This is a genomic window from Streptomyces sp. NPDC093221 (genome assembly GCF_044753885.1).
Classification (GTDB): Bacteria; Actinomycetota; Actinomycetes; order Streptomycetales; family Streptomycetaceae; genus Actinacidiphila.
Map to the genome: position 1 here is coordinate 726,663 of NZ_JBIVOA010000002.1, position 17,542 is coordinate 744,204.

The following is a 17,542-nucleotide window of genomic DNA, read 5'->3' on the forward strand; positions in this document are numbered from 1 at the left end:
GTCCAGCCGCGCGGATGATCAGCGTCCGTCGCCGCCCGGCTCCCGCGGGAAGCCGGGCGGGGGCGGCGGATAACCCGGCGGGGACTGCGGCGGAAACTGCGGCGGCGGCCCGAACCCCCCGCCTGCGGGCGGCTGTTGAGGCGGCTGGGAATAAGGGGACGCGTGGGGCGGCTGACCCCAGCCGCCGGGAGCGGGCGCCGAGCCCGGTGCCGAACCCGGTGCCGAGCGCGGCGTTGACCCCGGCGCGGATGCGGGCACGGACCCCGGCGCCGCGCCGTACCCCTGCGGCGGCGGACCCCAAGCGGGCACCGGCCGCGGGCCGTCCGTACTCCTGCCGGGCACCGCCAGCAGCAGGAGCACCACAAGCCCCACCGCCAACTCGACCACCAGGAAGACCTGCTGACTCTTCTGATACAGCGGCAGGTGGTCGAACTCGAACAGCTGGTGGTAGCTGTGCCAGTTGTCCAGCGCGACGACGCAGAAGACGACCGCCGCGAAGCCGAAGGCGACGCCGAGCGCCCTGGAAGCCGCCGACTTCGCGAAGGCGACCCAGGCGACGAGCAGCGCGAACACGACCCGCAGCCAGCCCGCGTAGGCGACCGGCATGCCGAGCAGCGTGGTCAGCGTGCCCTCGCCGGTCAGCAGGTGCCGGTAGAAGTGCGGCGGAAAGTCGTTGGCCGTCGTGTACTTGTGCGTCTCGAAGATCTGCCAGCCGGCCCCCTCGATCGCGAGCAGCACCAGCAGCACCCCCGCGGCCACCGCCGCTCCGCGCCGCGGCCCCACCGGCGCGGCGCCGGGCCCGCTCGACGGCGCGGTGTCCGACGGCGCACCGCTCAGCGGCACATCCCCGACCGGCGCGCCGCCCCGCACCGGGCGCCTTCCCGCGAGGCCGATGACCACGAGCGCGATCCCGCCGAGCGTGAAGGCGACCGCGGTGGCCAGCGCCCGGGTGTGCATCTGCGCCCCGGCGGTCCAGTCCGACTGGAAGATCCACAGACCGGGCAACCGATATCCGAACGCGAAGACCCCGGCGGTCACGAAGGCCCACCCGGCGGCGGGCCGCGCGGACCGCACCAGGGCGCCGAGCAGGACCACGAGCAGTACGCCGTCCAGCGCCGCGGTGGCCAGCAAAGCGTGCTGGTAGACGGCGTGGTCGAGGCCGAGCCAGGCCCAGAGCGTGTCGTGGAATCCGACGTGCTTGATGTCGCGGACCGTCCAGGCGATCTCCACCGCGACGAGAACCGCGCAGATCAGCGCCCCCGCGATCCGCGCTCCCGGCGCGAGTGTCCGCGGTCCGACCGGACCTGGCGGCGTGAAGCCGGACCCCTGCCCGTACGGCGACTGCTGCTGCATACCCTGCTGCATGGCCTTCTCCCCCATGGCCCAGTGTTCCCTCAGATATACCCGTGCCACTTGGGGTAGGAACAGTCGGTTCGCGAACCAGGAGGAGACTGCGGGGAGTTGACGAGCGGCCGGCCGGGGTCGCTCGCGACGCCCGGCCGGCCTACGGCACCCGCACGGCCGTACGTTGTTCAGACTGCTACGTCCGTATATCGGAGTTGCGACGGCTAAGTTGCACGCATGTTAACGCGCTTCGCCTGGATATATCCGAAATGCCCGATGTTTTGGATCACTGTCAAGCACGTACGGAGGACGATCTGCAAAATCTTCGCTCAAGATGCCAAACAACAAGCTTTCTTCCCTCCTTCCCCCCTTGACTGAAGGTTGATTCCATTGCGAAAGTCCGCTCAACCCGCGACGCACAACCCCGTCGCGTCGACCAGACTCCTGCTGCGGGGGCAATCGCGATGACGAGTTCCACATCGACCACGGTCACCGAGCCGATCGGTGACCCCGGCGACCCCGGGAAGGAGGGGGCAGCGGCCACGAAGGTGGACCCCGAGTTGGTCGGGCGGTCACCGGGCCAGCTCATGTGGCGGCGGTTCAGGCGCGACCGAACCGGTGTCATATCGGCCTATGTGGTCCTGTTCTTCTTCGCGATAGCGATCTTCGCTCCCTTGATCGCCAAGCTGTACGGCAAGAACCCGTACACTCTCTACGGGCAGAACAGTCCGGACCTGCTCAACGAGTTCGGCTACCCGGTCGCGCCCAACGGCGGTATCAGCAGCCACTTCTGGTTCGGCATCGAACCCACGCTGGGCCGCGACGTCTTCACCCAGCTCCTCTACGGCATCCGCACCTCGCTGGCGATCAGCATCGCGGTGACGATCATCGTCACCATCACCGCGATCATCCTCGGTGTGGTCGCCGGATACATGGGCGGCAAGACGGACTACTTCATCGGCCGGATCAGCGACCTGCTGATGGCGTTCCCCGCCCAGCTCTTCTTCGTCGCTTTCATGCCCGTGGTCACCGCGCTTCTGGTGTCGCCGTCCGACGCGACCCCCACCTACATCCGCGTGATCGCGCTGATCGTGGTGCAGTGGTTCCTCGGCTGGATGGGTCTGGCCCGCTTGCTGCGCGGCCAGGTGCTCACGCTTCGGGAGCGTGAGTTCATCGAGGCCGCCCGGGTCACCGGCGCCTCGCCCTGGCGCATCGTCCGCCGGGAACTGCTGCCCAACCTGGTCACCCCGATCCTGGTGCAGAGCACGCTCATGCTGCCCGGGTTCGTGACCGCCGAGGCGGGCCTGTCCTTCCTCGGTGTCGGCCTCGTGGAGCCGACCCCCGACTGGGGACGGATGTTCGCCAGAGCCGGTGAGATCTACCAGAACGACCTCACCTACATGTTCTTCCCGGGTATCGCCATGGTGATCTTCATCGTCGCGTTCAACCTGCTCGGGGACTCGGTCCGGGACGCGTTCGATCCGAAGACCGCACGCTGAGGAAGCACAGCAACAGGGGGTGGCTGCCGCCCCTCTCACCAGGAGAGCCAGGCAGCTAACAGGTAACAACGAACAGGGGTGCATTCACCGCTATGAACCTTTCCATGCGTAGAACCCGGGCTGCGTTGGTGGCGGTCGCCGCCGGTGCGCTGGTTCTCACCGCTTGCAGCAGCGGCGGCGGGGGCGGCAAGGGCGAGAACAACGACGCCAAGCAGAAGCAGGACAAGAGCAAGACCCAGCTTCAGTCGCAGATCACCTTCGGTGACGCCGCGGCCTCCACCGGACCGGCGGAGCCCATCGCGGGCGCCGAGCAGGGCGGCACACTGCACGCCCTGGAGCGCGACAGCTACACGCACCTCGACCCGGGCCAGATCTACGTCAGCAACGAGGGCCAGCTCGCCACCCTGATCCACCGTGGTCTGACCACGTACAAGCTGGACAGCAAGGGCAACTACACCGTCGTCGGCGACCTCGCCACGGACAGCGGTGTGGAGTCCGACGGCGGCAAGACCTGGACCTTCAAGCTGAAGGACGGGATCAAGTTCCAGGACGGCACGCCGATCACGGCCACGGACATCCGCTGGACCGTTGAGCGGCTGTTCGCCCCGTTCGTCACCAACGGCCCGCAGTACCTGCAGCAGTGGCTGGCCAACACCAGCGGCTCGGACTTCCGCAAGCTGCTCCCGGAGGGCCCGTACAAGGGCAAGCACCTGCCGGACAGCCTGCTGTCGACGCCGGACGACAAGACCATCGTCTTCCACTTCCCGAACCCGGAGCCCGACGCTCCGTACCTGTTCGCGATGCCGGGCTACTCGGTGGTGGACCACGCGAAGGACACCAAGGAGAAGTACGACAAGGCGCCCGTCGCGTCCGGTCCGTACATGATCAAGACCTTCGACACCGGCAAGTCCATGACCCTGGTGAAGAACCCCGCCTGGGACCCGAAGACGGACGCGGCGCGTCACCAGTACGTCGACACGTACGACATCACGTTCAACCACCAGGCCGAGGACTCCACCAAGCGCCTGATGTCGGACTCCGGTGACAACCAGACCTCGCTGAGCTTCGCGAACGCGGTCGACCCGGACGACACCCCGACCGTGGTGGGCACCCCGTCGATCTACAAGCGCACGGTGGCCGGTTACCAGCCGTTCGTGGGTGAGATCAACTTCAACATGAACAAGATCAAGGACGTCAACATCCGCAAGGCGTTGGCGCTCGCGATCCCGACCAAGCCCGTGTGGCAGGCGCTCGGTGCCTCCTACGGCGCCGAGTACGCGGGCGGCTTCATCAGCCCGACCCTCGCCGGTTACCAGAAGGCCGACCCGCTGGGCAAGGTCGCCAAGCCCGACGGTGACCCGGTGGCGGCCAAGAAGCTGCTCACGGACGCCGGCAAGGTCGGCATGAAGATCACCTACGCGTACATCAACACCACCGCCGGCCAGCAGTACTCCCTGGCGATCGCCAACACGCTGACCCAGGCGGGCTTCAACGTCCAGCGCAAGGAACTGCCGTCGGACACGTACTACGACCTGATCGGCAAGGTCGACAACCCGTACGACATCTACGCCTCCGCGTGGGGTGCCGACTGGCCGTCGACCCTGACGGTGATCCCCCCGGTCTTCGACGGCCGGACGATCGCCGACCAGGCGCCGAACTACTCGCACGTGAACGACCCGCACATCAACTCCGAGATCGACCGCATCAAGAAGATCACGGACCCGAAGGAAGCGGCTGACGCCTGGTTCCAGCTCAACACCTACATCACCACCAAGGTGATCCCCGGTGTTCCGACTGTGTACTACAAGCAGCTCCAGATCTTCGGTTCGAAGGTGGGCGGCGTTGTCTACAACAACGTCACCTCGGGCATCGACCTGACGAAGCTGTACGTCAAGAAGTAAGCACCCTCGCGGCCTTCGGTGGGGCCGGGCAGCCGCCCGGCCCCACCTGGGGTGCGATCACCCGCCCACCGCCGCCGTCCTCTGAGAGCTGCGACCGCCATGCTTCGATTCCTCGTCCGCCGGACGCTCGGCGCTCTGGTCATTCTTTTGTTCATCAGCGCCTTCACGTTCTTCCTCTTCTTCGCCATTCCGCACGACCCCGCGCTCCTTTCCTGCGGCAAGAACTGCACGCCGCAGAACATCGCGCTGATCCACCACAACCTGGGTCTCGACCACCCGGTGCCGGTCCAGTACTGGAACTACATGGTGCGGATATTCACCGGCCACAGGTTCAGTGCCGGCAACTGCCCCGCGCCCTGCCTCGGTTACTCGTTCGCCACGAGTGAGCCGGTCTGGCCGACCCTGATGAACCGCCTGCCCACGACCATCTCGCTCGCCGCGGGCGGCACCGTGGTCTTCCTGCTCGTCGGTCTCGGCTCCGGCATGCTGGCCGCCTGGAAGCGCGGCACGTTCATCGACAAGATCTTCAGCTCCGCGTCGCTGGTTCTCAGCTCGATGCAGATCTACTTCCTCGGCCCGATCGTGCTGGCCCTGCTGGTCTACAACAACCAGATCCTGGATCAGCCCAAGTACGTGCCGTTCACGCAGAATCCGCTCTCCTGGTTCAACGGACTGCTCATCCCATGGTGTGTGCTGTCGGTGATCTTCACCGCCAACTACACGCGTATGTCGCGCTCGACGATGATCGAGCAGCTACAGGAAGAACATGTACGGACCGCGCGTGCCAAGGGCATGTCGTCGGCGTACGTCTTCTTCCGGTACGCCTGGCGTGGCTCGCTGATCCCCATCGTCACGATCCTCGGTATCGACCTCGGCTCGCTGTTCGGCGGCGCGATGATCACCGAGTACACCTTCCAGCTCGCCGGGCTCGGCCGACTGGCGATCGACTCCGTGATGAAGACGGACCTGCCCATGCTCATGGGCGTGATGCTCTTCAGCGCCACCTTGATCGTCCTGTTCAACATCATCGTGGACGCCGCCTACGCGTTCATCGACCCGCGCGTGCGACTGTCCTAGGAGAACGTCAGTGACCACCATGACCAAGCCCGAGGAGGGCACGCACAAGGGCGGGTCGGACTCGTTCTTGTCCGTACGCGACCTGTACGTCCACTTCTCCACCGAGGACGGCACCGTCAAGGCCGTCGACGGTCTCTCCTTCGACCTGGAGCGCGGCCAGACGCTCGGTATCGTCGGTGAGTCCGGCTCCGGCAAGTCGGTGACGAACCTGTCGATCCTCGGGCTGCACAATCCGGCGACCACCGAGATCGCCGGGGAGATCATCCTGGACGGCCAGGAGCTGACCGGTGCGAGCAACCGCACGCTGGAGCGGCTGCGCGGCAACAAGATGGCGATGATCTTCCAGGACCCGCTGACCGCCCTGTCGCCGTACTACACGGTCGGCCGGCAGATCGCGGAGCCGTACCGGAAGCACCTGGGCGCCAGCAAGCGCGAGGGCCGGGACCGGGCGATCGAGATGCTGGAGAAGGTCGGCATCCCGCAGCCCAAGCAGCGCGTGGACGACTACCCGCACCAGTTCTCCGGCGGTATGCGGCAGCGCGCGATGATCGCGATGTCGCTGGTGTGCAACCCCGATCTGCTGATCGCCGACGAGCCGACCACCGCGCTCGACGTGACCGTGCAGGCCCAGATCCTGGACCTGCTCAAGGACCTCCAGCAGGAGTTCGGGTCCGCGATCATCCTGATCACCCACGACCTCGGTGTGGTCTCCAAGGTCGCCGACGACCTGCTCGTGATGTACGCCGGGCGCGCCGTGGAGCGCGGTTCGGTGCGGGAGATCGTCAAGGAGCCGCAGCACCCGTACACCTGGGGTCTGCTCAGCTCGATGCCGCGCCTCAGCGGCAATGTCGACGACCCGCTGACGCCGATTCCGGGCGCTCCGCCGAGCCTGCTCAGGCCGCCGACCGGCTGCCCGTTCCACCCGCGCTGCGAGTTCCCCGCGCTGGTCGGCGGCGACACCTGCGTCACGTCGCGGCCCGACCTGCCGGCTGGTCGCGGTTCCGCGTGCCATCTGACCGCGGAACAGCGGCAGTCCGTATTCATCGAGAAGATTCAGCCCCGGCTGGGCTGACCGGTCACCAGGGGCAGGCATACCACCATGAGCAACGACACCAGCGCTACCGTGACCGAAACGGTCCCGGAACAGCGCGACAAAAGGCCCGTCGGCGAGAAGCTGCTGGAGGTCAAGGACCTCACCAAGCACTTCCCGATCTACGGCGGCTTTCCGTTCAGGCGCCAAGTGGGCGCCGTCAGGGCCGTGGACGGGGTGGACCTGGAGGTCCACGCCGGCGAGAGCTTCGGTCTGGTGGGCGAGTCGGGCTGCGGCAAGTCGACGACCGGCCGGCTGATCACCCGGCTGCTGGAGCCGACCGCGGGCAGCGTGCTGTACCGGGGCCAGGAGATCGCGCACTCCTCGCGCAAGGAACTGGCGCCGATCAGGTCCGAGATCCAGATGATCTTCCAGGACCCCTACTCGTCGCTGAACCCGCGCCAGACGGTCGGCACCATCATCGGCGGCCCGATGGAGATCAACGGGATCAACCCGCCCGGCGGGCGCGAGAAGCACGTGCGCGAGCTGCTGGAGACCGTCGGTCTCAACCCGGAGCACTACAACCGCTTCCCGCACGAGTTCTCCGGCGGTCAGCGGCAGCGCATCGGCGTGGCACGGGCGCTGGCCCTCAAGCCGAAGCTGATCGTGGCGGACGAGCCGGTGTCGGCGCTCGACGTGTCGATCCAGGCCCAGGTCGTCAACCTCCTGCAGAAGGTGCAGGAGGAGATGGGCATCGCGTTCCTGTTCATCGCGCACGACCTGGCGATCGTGCGGCACTTCTCGCAGCGCGTCGCGGTGATGTACCTGGGCAAGGTCGTGGAGGTCGGCGACCGCGACTCGATCTACCTGCGCCCGCGCCACCCGTACACCCACGCGCTGCTGTCCGCGGTGCCCGAGGTGGACGTGGACCACGCGGACGACCGCGAGCGGATTCGGCTGGCCGGTGACGTGCCGTCGCCGATCAACCCGCCGTCCGGCTGCCGCTTCCGCACCCGGTGCTGGAAGGCGCAGGACAAGTGCGCGACGGACGAACCGCCGCTGGTCCAGATCGACGGGAACACGGACGGGCACCTGACGGCCTGTCACTTCCCCGAAGAGCCGACGATCGCGGCGCGGGACGAGGACATCGTCCTCGACCCCGCGCTGGCCGCGATCGAGGAGGCGGCTGACAAGACCCTTTGACCCGGGCTCAGTTCAGCCTCCGCTCGGAAACGGTCCGTACCCGGACACCCCAGCACCACCCGGGTACGGACCGTCTCGCGTTGCCGGCGCCCGTCACACGCTCCCGGTTTATGCAACATCGCGCATAGCAGCCTTCGCGCGTGGACGCCTCCTCGTCCGTCCCCGTAACGTCATGGGATGTCGGCCCCGACAAGGCCCATCGACAAAGGGGATCAGTATGGCGCGCGATGCCTTACAGCGGCTCACCGGCAACGGGAACGGCAACTGCAACAACGACGACTGTCCGAACGTGTACCGGACCGCTGACGGTTCTATCGTCGTTCAGGGCGACGTGTCCGACGCCTTCCAGCCTGCTGCCGGTGAGGGGCTGGTCGAGATCCCTGAGACCGTTCTGAGGGAGGCCGTACGTGCTCTTGGATGGTGACGCTTGGAAGGACCTGATGCGGGGCATCCGACGCGAGGCCTGGCGGCTGGAAACGCTGTCCGTCTACCGGTCGCCCGGCGAGGACGGAGATATTCGGGACTTCCTCGCCGGACAGCGTATTGACCCCGATACGTACTCCTCCGCCTATACGGACGGGGTGCGCGAACTCGTCGCGGAGGGCAAGCGCAAGGGGCGTGTGCATATCGTCGCGCGGCCGTTGACCGACTATCTCCGGTTTGAGTTCATGTACTACGACGTGCATGCGCGGGCCGGGGACGACATCCGAATCCTCGATGTGACGGATCGCCCCAACCCGCTGCACGGGGTGTCCGACTTCTGGATTCTGGACGGGGCCACCGTCGTGCTCATGAACTACGCACAGGACGGAACGCAGATCAGTCGCGAACTGTACGAGGGCGACCCGGCCTCGTTCGTCGAGTACCAGCGCGTCGCGGTCGCGGAGTCGGTGCCGTTCAGGGAGTACGTCGACGGTGGCCATCGACCCTGACCAGCTGGACCGGTCGGGCCGCGAACTAGCGGCCAGGCTCAGAGAGTTGCGTGTGCGAGCCGGACTCTCAGGAGTCCGGCTCGCCGCGCGCTGCAACATGTCTCAGTCGAAGGTCAGCAGGATTGAAGGAAACAAGTCTCGCCCCTCGTTGCTGGACGTGGAACAGATCCTCCGTGCCCTGGGAGCCAGCGCTGCTGTAGCGGCCGAAGTGATGGCGCTCGCGCGGATCGCGCAGACCGAGTGGCACGACAGCAGGACTCTGCGCCGCAAGGGTTTGGACAAGAAGCAGGTGCAACTAGCGGGACTGGAAACGTCGTCTGCTACATTCCGCTACTTCCTGCTGTCCATGATTACCGGCCTGTTGGCAACACCCGCGTACGTGCGAGCAAGTCTCAGAGATGCGCCGTCGGAACAGCGGTCAAAGGCTGTGGCTCTCAAGCTGGAGCGGCAGCGCGTACTGTTCGACCAGTCGAAGAATTTCACTTTCCTCATGTGTGAGCCCGCCGTGCTGTATCCGCTGATTCCTCGTGATGAGCTGGCCATGCAGATCGACCACCTTGTTTCCCTCAGCAGACAGCCGAACATCCGAATCGGCGTCATCCCTATGGGGACCTACCTGGGCCCCGGCGCGCTCAACACTTTTACCGTTTACGATGAATCGGTGGCTACAGCCGAATTGGATCTCGGAGCGATAGTTTTCCGAGACGCACGCGATGTTCAAGATCTCATCAGCAGATTCACAAGGTATGAAGAGAAGGCCCTGTTCGACGGGGACGCGCGCGGACGGCTGGCGGAGTGGGCTGAATCCTGCCGCAGTGATCTTTAGTCATTGACGCGCATAAAGAGACAGTCCTGCCGGTCCTTGCGGAATACTCTGTCCTCCAGGAAGGGTGCACATGAAGCAGATCATCGCTCGAATGTGGAAGCTCATTCGCGGCCCTCTGCAATGGCGCGTTCTGTGGTTCGCGCACGCCAAATTCATGGTCGGCGTGACAGGCGTGGTGCGCAATGAGGCGGGGGAAGTCCTGCTCCTCAAGCACCGCATGTGGCCCGCTGATCGACCGTGGGGGCTGCCTACCGGCTACGCGATCAAGAGCGAAGAATTCCAGAAGACCGTCGTCCGAGAGGTCAGGGAAGAAACCGGTCTCGAGGTCGCCCCAGGCCGACTGGTCCAGGTAACCAGCGGCTACAAGCTCCGCGTGGAAATCGCCTACGAGGCACTTCACGTGGGCGGAGTTGTCAAGCTCGACAGCTTCGAGATTCTGGAGGCGAAATGGTTCAGCCCGGACGCACTCCCGGAAGGGATGCAGGAGTCCCACGTCCACCTCGTCAAGGCCGGCTCGGCGCCTTGACGAAACTCGCTCCGAACGAGTCCGTCACCGGCGAAGAGGCCATGGCCGTTCTGGTAGCCATGCGCGCCGACGCTTCCCCGCTGACGAGCGGGCACCCCGCCCACGTGTTCCGCACGCTGTCGGACACGCTCAACCGCCTGGCGGATGCCGGCATCGATATCACGCCCTTTCGCAGCGGTGTCGAGTCCGCCAACCACCGGTACGCCGGGTACGGGCTGACGAAGATGCTGCCGCTTGACCGTGTGCTGGTCGCCTCCGAATCGTCGCGCGCCGGGGCTTTCGGTGGATTTCACCACCCCGACCAGGGGTATCGGCACCTTCAGATGATGGCCGTCATCACCATGTACGGTCCCATGGAATGCCGGGACACCGAACGCTCCCCGCTGGCTCTGCTCGACCTACTGCGCGCGTACACGCATGACTGCCTTCACTACGGATCTCGTCGCCGGTACGTGGAGGTAGCGGGCAGGCCCGTCCGGACTCAGTACGGCATCAACTACCGCCGAGCGACCGGACAGCCCTACTCGGTGGTCGACCGGCACGGAAGCCGCAACACACGGAACCTCGGAATCGTCATGGAAGGCGCCTGCGACAAGGAGGCGCGTTCCATCACCCGACAGACAGCAGAACGGTTCGGTGTGGCGGAGCCCTTCGACATCCTCGACGCACTCGTGTTCCGCGACGTGACGGGAACGCTGTCCGAGGAAGACACCGGGCGTGCGGTCGAGGTGCACGCGAGTGAGGAACAGACTCGATACGCGGCAGCCCTCAGCGATTACGACAGGACTGTCACCCGCCGATACGTCCGCTTCCTCGCGGAGTTCGGCCCCGGAGAAGGAGACGAGCTTCACGCTCGTCTCCTTGCGGCCATCGTCACCGGCGATGTGACAGAGCTGATGACGTGGCTCGACGAGCGCCACGGTCCCGGAACCTTCACGGGCCTGTTCCGCGCTCCCGGCTACTTCGAACCCGACCCGTCGGCGTAGGGGGTCTCGATCCCGTCGTGCATGAGCCACCGTATTCGGCGCCTCCCAGGACGAGGAGGCGCCGGGTCCGCAGGCTAGTACTCCAGCGGTAGATCGTGATCTTGTCGCTGGGAGTGACCTGCTGCCGCCTGGCCTGCGTGTACTGGGTTGGCTGATCTCCCAGGATCAGCCGCTCGGCTCGGTGATCGTGACATCGATGGCCGTGGCGTTCAGCCCGGGCGAGTCGACTGCGACGCGCACGTTGAACTCTCCGCGGTCGCCGATCCGGTGGACCAAGCGAGTCAGTTGCTCGATGTCGCCGACGGCTACGCGGCCGTCGGGCAGCAGGAGCGAGCCGTCGAAGACCGTGGTGAATGCCTCGTCGGGCCCTTCGCTCCCCGGCTCCTGCGGCTGCGTGAAGAGACGTACTTTGATGAGTCCCCTCTGGGCGCGGACCCGCACCGCCACGTGCGTCTCGCAGCTGGCTGCAGGGGCGGCCCCCAGGGCTAGCGAGACCGGAACCCACTCGGTCGCCCCCAGGTGCAGCACGGGATGGTTCACGTAGATGTCGATCCCGGCGACCTGCACCATGCTCCTCGTCTTCCACGATGGAAGCGGCTGCCGTTGATCATCGGTGTGTGGAGACAAACGATCATGCGGTGGCCGCCGGTCACAGCGTAGACCCTGCCCGCTGACAGGCATCATTCGACGCCTTGATGGGGCGGATCGCGGGCCGGTTCACCCGGGTCGAACCCCGCCGCCGCATACGGTCGCTCGTGCTCGGCCTGCTCGCGGACCTGCCGCGCAAAGAACTGCTGGACTATCGCCGAGTGGGCCGGGGACCCGACCCCCGACGCCATGCAGCACCTGCTGAACCGCGCGAAATGGGACGCCGACGCGGTCCGCGACGACCTGCGCGACTACGTGGTCGAGCATCTCCACGACGACCAGGCGGTCCTGGTGGTCGACGAGACCGGTGACGTGAAGAAGGGCAGCCACACCGTCGGCGTCCAGCGCCAGTACACCGGCACCGCCGGCCGGATCGAGAACTCCCAAGTCGCCGTCTACCTGATCTACTCGGGAAAGCACGGACATGCCGCGGTGGACCGGGAGCTCTACGTCCCGCGTTAGTGGACCGACCAGCCCGACCGCTGCCATGCCGCCGGGCTCGACCCGGACACCGCGTTCGCGACCAAGCCCGAACTGGCAGCCCGCATGATCGCCCGGTTTTTGGACTCCGGCCACCACGCCCCCTGGGTCGCCGGCGACGAGGTCTATGGCGGCAACCCGAAACTGCGAACCGCCCTGGAGCAACACGGCGGCATCGGATACGTACTGGCGGTGGCCCGCACTCACGAGGTAACCACCAGGGCCGGGAAGCTCCGCGCGGACACCCTGGCCAAGAAGCTCCCCAAGCGAGCCTGGCAGAAGCTGTCCGCCGGAATCGGCGCCAAAGGGCAACGCTTCTACGACTGGGCCCACATCGACCTGCTAGCGGCGCTCCCGGGCGCCGCCACCTGCTGATCCGCCGCAACCGCACCACTGGCGAACTCGCCTACTACCGCTGCTACTCGCCCAAGCCGGTGCCCCTGGCGAAACTCGTTCGGGTCGCGGGATCACGGTGGCGGGTCGAGGAGACATTCCAGTCCGGAAAGGGGCTGGCCGGACTGGACGAGCACCAGGTCCGCCGCTACGCGTCCTGGTCCCGTTGGGTCACCCTCGCAATGCTCGCCCACGCCTTCCTCGCCGTTGTCCGTGCCGAGGAACACGCACGCGGTCCCGCCCCAGACACACTGATCCCGCTCACCTGCAACGAGATCGCGCACCTGTTCATCGCCCTCGTGGCCCGACACGTCCACGACTCCGCCCACAGGCTCCGCTGGTCCCACTGGCGACGCCGCCACCAGGCACGATCCCAAGCAAGCCACTACCAACGACAAGCCGCAGCCCCAGCATGATCACGATCTACCGCTGGAGTACTAGACGGTGCCGCTCATCGAACCGTCGGACGCCTTGAGGGCGTTGAGGGAGGCGAAGGTCTGCGGACCCGCGACGCCGTCGACGCCGAGGCCGTACGCGGCCTGGTAGCGGCGCAGGGCCGCGTACGTACCGGGGCCGAAGGAGCCGTCCACCCCGACGTAGGTGTGGGAGGCGGAGTCGGCGGCCCAGCCCGCAATACGGATCTGGAGTTCGGTGACCGCGGCGCCGCTCGACCCCTGCTGGAGTGAGGCGGGCCAGCCGTACGCGGCGGCGGCCGGGGCGGGGCCGGCGCCCGCCAGCGCGCCGGTGCCGTAGCGCAGCAGCGTGCGGCGGTCGAGCGGGCGGGACGGGGCGGCGCGGGTGGGGCGCGCGTCGTTCACGGGAGAGCTCCTTCGTGGGGCACGGACCGGACGGGCGAGCGGGCGCGGCCGCCTCCATTTTTGACGCGGACAGGTCACTTCGCGGGGGCCGTGACACGGCTTTCTGACAGGGGGTAGCGCAATGGCCAACGCATTGGACATGCCGACACGGAGTAGTAGAAGTGCGACTTTGGCTCTATTGCGGTGTCATGGGTGACTAAGTGTCATTTGTGATCCATGAGGAGGCACGCGATGCGCGGAGCCACGCGCTTGAAGTGGGCCGTCTGTGCGACGGCCGTCGCCCTGGCAGCCGCCGCCTGCGGCAGCAGCAGCAACAACAGCGGTGGGGGCGGCGGCGGCAGCGGCTCCGGCGTAGTGCGCGCTTCCTGGGGCGACCCGCAGAACCCGCTGGAGCCCGCCAACACCAATGAGGTGCAGGGCGGCAAGGTGCTCGACATGGTCTTCCGCGGCCTGAAGAAGTACGACCCGAAGACCGGCAAGGCGACCGACATGATCGCCGACTCGATCACCACCACCGACTCGCAGACCTTCGACATCAAGATCAAGTCGGACTGGACCTTCAGCAACGGCGAGAAGGTCACCTCCGACTCCTTCATCAACGCCTGGAACTACGGCGCGCTGCTGAAGAACGCCCAGATCAACGCGTACTTCTTCCAGTACATCGACGGGTACGACAAGGTCCACCCGGACACCGCGGGCGCCAAGTCCTCCGCGACCACGCTCTCCGGTCTGACCAAGGTCAGCGACACCGAGTTCAAGGTGAAGCTCAACCAGAAGTTCTCCACCTTCCCCGACACCCTCGGGTACTCGGCGTACTACCCGCTGCCGAAGGCGTTCTTCGACGACCACGCCGCCTGGCTGAAGAAGCCGATCGGCGACGGCCCGTACACCATCCAGTCGTACAGCAAGGGCTCGCAGATGAGCCTGCGCAAGTGGGACGGCTACAAGGGCCCGGACCCGGCCCAGAACGGCGGCGTCGACCTGCGGGTCTACACCGACAACAACACCGCCTACACCGACCTCCAGGCGGGCAACCTGGACCTGGTCGACGACATCCCGGCCTCGCAGCTCAAGAACGTCAAGAGCGACCTCGGCGACCGGTACATCAACCAGCCCGCCGGCATCATCCAGACCCTCGCCTTCCCGCTGTACAACTCGCGGTGGTCGTCCGCGAACTCCGCGAAGGTCCGGCAGGGCCTGTCGATGGCGATCAACCGCCAGCAGATCACCCAGCAGATCTTCCAGAACACCCGCACCCCGGCCACCGACTGGACCTCCCCGGTGCTGGGCGCGTCCGGCGGCTACAAGGCGGGCCTGTGCGGCGCCGAGTGCACGTACGACGCGGCCAAGGCCAAGCAGCTCATCCAGGAGGGCGGCGGCCTGCCGGGCGGCAGCATCACCATCGGCTACAACGCGGACACCGGCTCCCACAAGGAGTGGGTCGACGCGGTCTGCAACAGCATCAACAACGTGCTGGGCAACAACAAGGCGTGCGTCGGCAGCCCCACCGGCACCTTCGCCGACTTCCGCAACAAGATCGTCAACAAGCAGATGGACAACCCGTTCCGGTCCGGCTGGCAGATGGACTACCCGCTGATCCAGAACTTCCTCCAGCCGCTGTACTACACCAACGCGTCGTCCAACGACTCGCACTACAGCAACGCCAACTTCGACAAGCTGGTCAACCAGGCCAACGCCGAGACCGACACCGCCAAGGCCGTCGGCCTCTTCCAGGACGCCGAGCGCCAGCTCGTCAAGGACATGCCCGCGATCCCGCTGTGGTACCAGAACGGCAGCGCCGGGTACTCCGACAAGATCACCAACGTCGAGCTGAACCCGTTCAGCGTCCCGGTCTACAACGAGATCAAGGTCAAGTGACGTCCGCCGGAGGCCGCACCGGTAACCCGGTGCGGCCTCCGGCCGCTCCGCTTCCCGCCCCTCCCCGTCACTGCCCGGAAGGCCCTTCGGAAGGCACCGCATGGGACGCTATGTGATCCGGCGGCTGCTCCAGATGATCCCGGTGTTCATCGGCAGCACATTCCTGATCTTCCTCATGGTCTACGCGCTCGGCGACCCCGTCGCCGCGCTCTTCGGCGACCGCGCACCGGACCCCGCCACCGCTGCCCAGATCCGCTCGGACCTGCACCTGAACGACCCGCTGTGGAAGCAGTACCTGCTCTACATGGGGAACATCTTCCGCGGCGACTTCGGCACCGCCTTCAACGGGCAGTCCGTCACCTCCCTGATGGGCAGCGCCTTCCCGGTCACCATCCGGCTCACCATCGTCGCCATCATCTTCGAGATCATCATCGGCATCCTGCTCGGCGTGATCACCGGCATGCGGCGCGGCAAGCCGATCGACACCGGGGTGCTGCTGATGACCCTGGTCGTCATCTCGGTGCCCACGTTCGTGACCGGCTACGTGCTCCAGTACCTGTTCGGCGTGAAGCTCGGCTGGGTCAGCCCCTCGGTCTCGCCCAGCGCCCCGTTCAACGAACTGATCCTGCCGGGCCTGGTCCTCGCCCTGGTCTCGCTCGCGTACGTCACCCGGCTGACCCGTACCTCGATCGCCGAGAACACCCGCGCCGACTATCTGCGCACCGCCGTCGCCAAGGGCCTGCCACGCCGCAAGGTGATCTTCCGGCACCTGCTCCGCAACTCGCTGATCCCGGTGGTCACCTTCATCGGCACCGACATCGGCGGCCTGATGGGCGGCGCGATCGTCACCGAGCGCATCTTCAACATCCACGGCGTCGGCTTCCAGCTCTACCAGGGCATCCTGCGCAACAACTCGCCGACGGTGGTCGGCTTCGTCACGATCCTGGTGCTGGTCTTCCTGCTGGCGAATCTGCTAGTCGACCTGCTGTACGCGGTCCTGGACCCGAGGATTCGTTATGCCTGAACAGAGCAACCCGCTCGACCCCGGCCAGTCCGTCTCGGCCGCGGGCGGTGGCGGCGGCTTCGACCTGGCGGCGGAGGAGGCCGGGTCACTGGAGAAGGGGCCGGGGCCCGACGGCGGCGACCCCGCGGAGAAGCCGCGCAGCCTGTGGTCGGACGCCTGGCGCGACCTGCGGCGCAACCCCATCTTCATCATCGCCGCGCTGATCATCCTCTTCCTGGTGATCATCTCGATCTGGCCCGGACTGATCGCCACCCAGGACCCGCTGAAGGCCGACCTGTCCAAGGCCCAGCAGGGCGCGAGCCCCGGCCACCCCTTCGGCTACGACCAGCAGGGCCGCGACGTCTACACGCGCGTGGTCTACGGCGCCCGCGCCTCGGTCACCGTCGGCGTCTGCGCGACCCTGGGCGTGGTCCTCCTCGGCAGCGTCCTCGGCGGCCTCGCCGGGTTCTTCGGCGGCTGGTGGGACGCGGTCCTCTCCCGGATCAGCGACATCTTCTTCGGCATCCCGGTCATCCTCGGCGGCCTGGTCTTCCTGTCCGTGGTCACCAACAGCACCGTCTGGCCGGTCATCGGCTTCATGGTGCTGCTCGGCTGGCCGCAGATCGCCCGTATCGCCCGCGGCTCGGTGATCACCTCGCGGGAGAACGACTACGTGCAGGCCGCGCGGGCGCTGGGCGCGGGCAACTCCCGCATCCTGCTGCGGCACATCACGCCCAACGCCGTCGCGCCGGTCATCGTCGTCGGCACCATCGCGCTGGGTACGTACATCGCGCTGGAGGCGACCTTGTCCTACCTCGGCGTGGGCCTCAAACCGCCCACCGTCTCCTGGGGCATCGACATCTCCGACGCGTCCTCGCAGATCCGCAACGCGCCGCACATGCTGCTGTGGCCCGCGGGCGCGCTGAGCATCACCGTGCTGGCCTTCATCATGCTCGGCGACGCGGTGCGCGACGCCCTCGACCCCAAGCTGCGCTGAG

Annotated in this window: 16 protein-coding genes and 1 pseudogene; 14 read left to right on the plus strand and 3 right to left on the minus strand. The window is 66.7% G+C overall.

Translation table 11 applies throughout. The features are described 5' to 3' along the window. Positions 1-18 precede the first annotated feature (18 nt). A complete protein-coding gene (locus tag ACIQCJ_RS09170; RefSeq protein WP_402711069.1) occupies positions 19-1,365 on the minus strand; it encodes a hypothetical protein in 1,347 nt (448 codons plus the stop codon). 443 nt (positions 1,366-1,808) lie between these two features. On the opposite strand from ACIQCJ_RS09170, the gene ACIQCJ_RS09175 reads away from it, so the two are divergent. The 10 genes from ACIQCJ_RS09175 (at position 1,809) to ACIQCJ_RS09220 (ending at position 11,324) form a co-directional block, all read left to right on the plus strand. Beyond that, positions 1,809-2,843, plus strand: coding sequence for an ABC transporter permease (locus ACIQCJ_RS09175; RefSeq protein WP_355348251.1), 1,035 nt, complete (start codon positions 1,809-1,811; stop codon positions 2,841-2,843). A 104-nt stretch (positions 2,844-2,947) separates the two neighbouring features. Next, on the plus strand, positions 2,948-4,744 hold the full coding sequence (locus tag ACIQCJ_RS09180) for an ABC transporter substrate-binding protein (RefSeq protein WP_355348254.1): 1,797 nt from the start codon (positions 2,948-2,950) through the stop codon (positions 4,742-4,744). A gap of 99 nt (positions 4,745-4,843) precedes the next feature. Continuing rightward, positions 4,844-5,821, plus strand: coding sequence for an ABC transporter permease (locus tag ACIQCJ_RS09185; protein WP_355348256.1), 978 nt, complete (start codon positions 4,844-4,846; stop codon positions 5,819-5,821). Between the two features lie 10 nt (positions 5,822-5,831). Continuing rightward, positions 5,832-6,893, plus strand: coding sequence for an oligopeptide/dipeptide ABC transporter ATP-binding protein (locus ACIQCJ_RS09190; RefSeq protein ID WP_391049281.1), 1,062 nt, complete (start codon positions 5,832-5,834; stop codon positions 6,891-6,893). A 27-nt stretch (positions 6,894-6,920) separates the two neighbouring features. Beyond that, positions 6,921-8,054 carry an ABC transporter ATP-binding protein gene (locus ACIQCJ_RS09195; protein ID WP_401313051.1) on the plus strand — a complete coding sequence of 378 codons (1,134 nt, stop codon included), beginning with the start codon at positions 6,921-6,923 and terminating at the stop codon, positions 8,052-8,054. A 217-nt stretch (positions 8,055-8,271) separates the two neighbouring features. Further along, positions 8,272-8,478 carry a hypothetical protein gene (locus ACIQCJ_RS09200; RefSeq protein WP_401313048.1) on the plus strand — a complete coding sequence of 69 codons (207 nt, stop codon included), beginning with the start codon at positions 8,272-8,274 and terminating at the stop codon, positions 8,476-8,478. Then, a complete protein-coding gene (locus ACIQCJ_RS09205; RefSeq protein WP_401313045.1) occupies positions 8,462-8,986 on the plus strand; it encodes a DUF6879 family protein in 525 nt (174 codons plus the stop codon). The genes ACIQCJ_RS09200 and ACIQCJ_RS09205 overlap by 17 nt, the downstream gene beginning before the upstream one ends. Further along, on the plus strand, positions 8,970-9,812 hold the full coding sequence (locus tag ACIQCJ_RS09210) for a helix-turn-helix domain-containing protein (protein ID WP_402711070.1): 843 nt from the start codon (positions 8,970-8,972) through the stop codon (positions 9,810-9,812). The genes ACIQCJ_RS09205 and ACIQCJ_RS09210 overlap by 17 nt, the downstream gene beginning before the upstream one ends. A gap of 70 nt (positions 9,813-9,882) precedes the next feature. Further along, on the plus strand, positions 9,883-10,338 hold the full coding sequence (locus ACIQCJ_RS09215) for an NUDIX domain-containing protein (RefSeq protein WP_402711071.1): 456 nt from the start codon (positions 9,883-9,885) through the stop codon (positions 10,336-10,338). After that, a complete protein-coding gene (locus tag ACIQCJ_RS09220; protein WP_402711072.1) occupies positions 10,335-11,324 on the plus strand; it encodes a hypothetical protein in 990 nt (329 codons plus the stop codon). Before ACIQCJ_RS09215 ends, ACIQCJ_RS09220 begins: the two co-directional genes overlap by 4 nt. A gap of 165 nt (positions 11,325-11,489) precedes the next feature. On the opposite strand, the gene ACIQCJ_RS09225 is transcribed toward ACIQCJ_RS09220, so the two are convergent. Then, positions 11,490-11,894, minus strand: coding sequence for a hypothetical protein (locus tag ACIQCJ_RS09225; RefSeq protein WP_401855815.1), 405 nt, complete (start codon positions 11,892-11,894; stop codon positions 11,490-11,492). Positions 11,895-12,019: 125 nt separating this feature from the next. On the opposite strand from ACIQCJ_RS09225, the pseudogene ACIQCJ_RS09230 reads away from it, so the two are divergent. Continuing rightward, positions 12,020-13,261 (plus strand): annotated as a pseudogene (locus ACIQCJ_RS09230) (IS701 family transposase). A gap of 21 nt (positions 13,262-13,282) precedes the next feature. Here ACIQCJ_RS09230 and ACIQCJ_RS09235 read toward each other — a convergent pair. Further along, a complete protein-coding gene (locus ACIQCJ_RS09235) occupies positions 13,283-13,663 on the minus strand; it encodes a peptidoglycan-binding protein (protein ID WP_402711073.1) in 381 nt (126 codons plus the stop codon). A 231-nt stretch (positions 13,664-13,894) separates the two neighbouring features. Here ACIQCJ_RS09235 and ACIQCJ_RS09240 point away from each other — a divergent pair, with 231 nt between their 5' ends. From ACIQCJ_RS09240 to ACIQCJ_RS09250, 3 genes are all read left to right on the plus strand, one after another. Then, entirely contained in the window at positions 13,895-15,541 is a 1,647-nt protein-coding gene (locus ACIQCJ_RS09240) for an ABC transporter substrate-binding protein (RefSeq protein ID WP_355348269.1), read from the plus strand. Between the two features lie 100 nt (positions 15,542-15,641). After that, positions 15,642-16,565, plus strand: coding sequence for an ABC transporter permease (locus tag ACIQCJ_RS09245; protein WP_355348266.1), 924 nt, complete (start codon positions 15,642-15,644; stop codon positions 16,563-16,565). Next, entirely contained in the window at positions 16,558-17,541 is a 984-nt protein-coding gene (locus tag ACIQCJ_RS09250; protein ID WP_355348263.1) for an ABC transporter permease, read from the plus strand. Before ACIQCJ_RS09245 ends, ACIQCJ_RS09250 begins: the two co-directional genes overlap by 8 nt. The last annotated feature ends 1 nt before the right edge of the window (position 17,542 follow it).

What these genes read in the sequence shown, in the direction of transcription:
- ACIQCJ_RS09170 (WP_402711069.1), bottom strand. Translation starts at nt 1,365, where the DNA reads ATGCAGCAGGGTATGCAGCAGCAGTCGCCGTACGGGCAGGGGTCCGGC.
- ACIQCJ_RS09175 (WP_355348251.1), top strand. Translation starts at nt 1,809, where the DNA reads ATGACGAGTTCCACATCGACCACGGTCACCGAGCCGATCGGTGACCCC.
- ACIQCJ_RS09180 (WP_355348254.1), top strand. Translation starts at nt 2,948, where the DNA reads ATGCGTAGAACCCGGGCTGCGTTGGTGGCGGTCGCCGCCGGTGCGCTG.
- ACIQCJ_RS09185 (WP_355348256.1), top strand. Translation starts at nt 4,844, where the DNA reads ATGCTTCGATTCCTCGTCCGCCGGACGCTCGGCGCTCTGGTCATTCTT.
- ACIQCJ_RS09195 (WP_401313051.1), top strand. Translation starts at nt 6,921, where the DNA reads ATGAGCAACGACACCAGCGCTACCGTGACCGAAACGGTCCCGGAACAG.
- ACIQCJ_RS09200 (WP_401313048.1), top strand. Translation starts at nt 8,272, where the DNA reads ATGGCGCGCGATGCCTTACAGCGGCTCACCGGCAACGGGAACGGCAAC.
- ACIQCJ_RS09215 (WP_402711071.1), top strand. Translation starts at nt 9,883, where the DNA reads ATGAAGCAGATCATCGCTCGAATGTGGAAGCTCATTCGCGGCCCTCTG.
- ACIQCJ_RS09225 (WP_401855815.1), bottom strand. Translation starts at nt 11,894, where the DNA reads ATGGTGCAGGTCGCCGGGATCGACATCTACGTGAACCATCCCGTGCTG.
- ACIQCJ_RS09240 (WP_355348269.1), top strand. Translation starts at nt 13,895, where the DNA reads ATGCGCGGAGCCACGCGCTTGAAGTGGGCCGTCTGTGCGACGGCCGTC.
- ACIQCJ_RS09245 (WP_355348266.1), top strand. Translation starts at nt 15,642, where the DNA reads ATGGGACGCTATGTGATCCGGCGGCTGCTCCAGATGATCCCGGTGTTC.
- ACIQCJ_RS09250 (WP_355348263.1), top strand. Translation starts at nt 16,558, where the DNA reads ATGCCTGAACAGAGCAACCCGCTCGACCCCGGCCAGTCCGTCTCGGCC.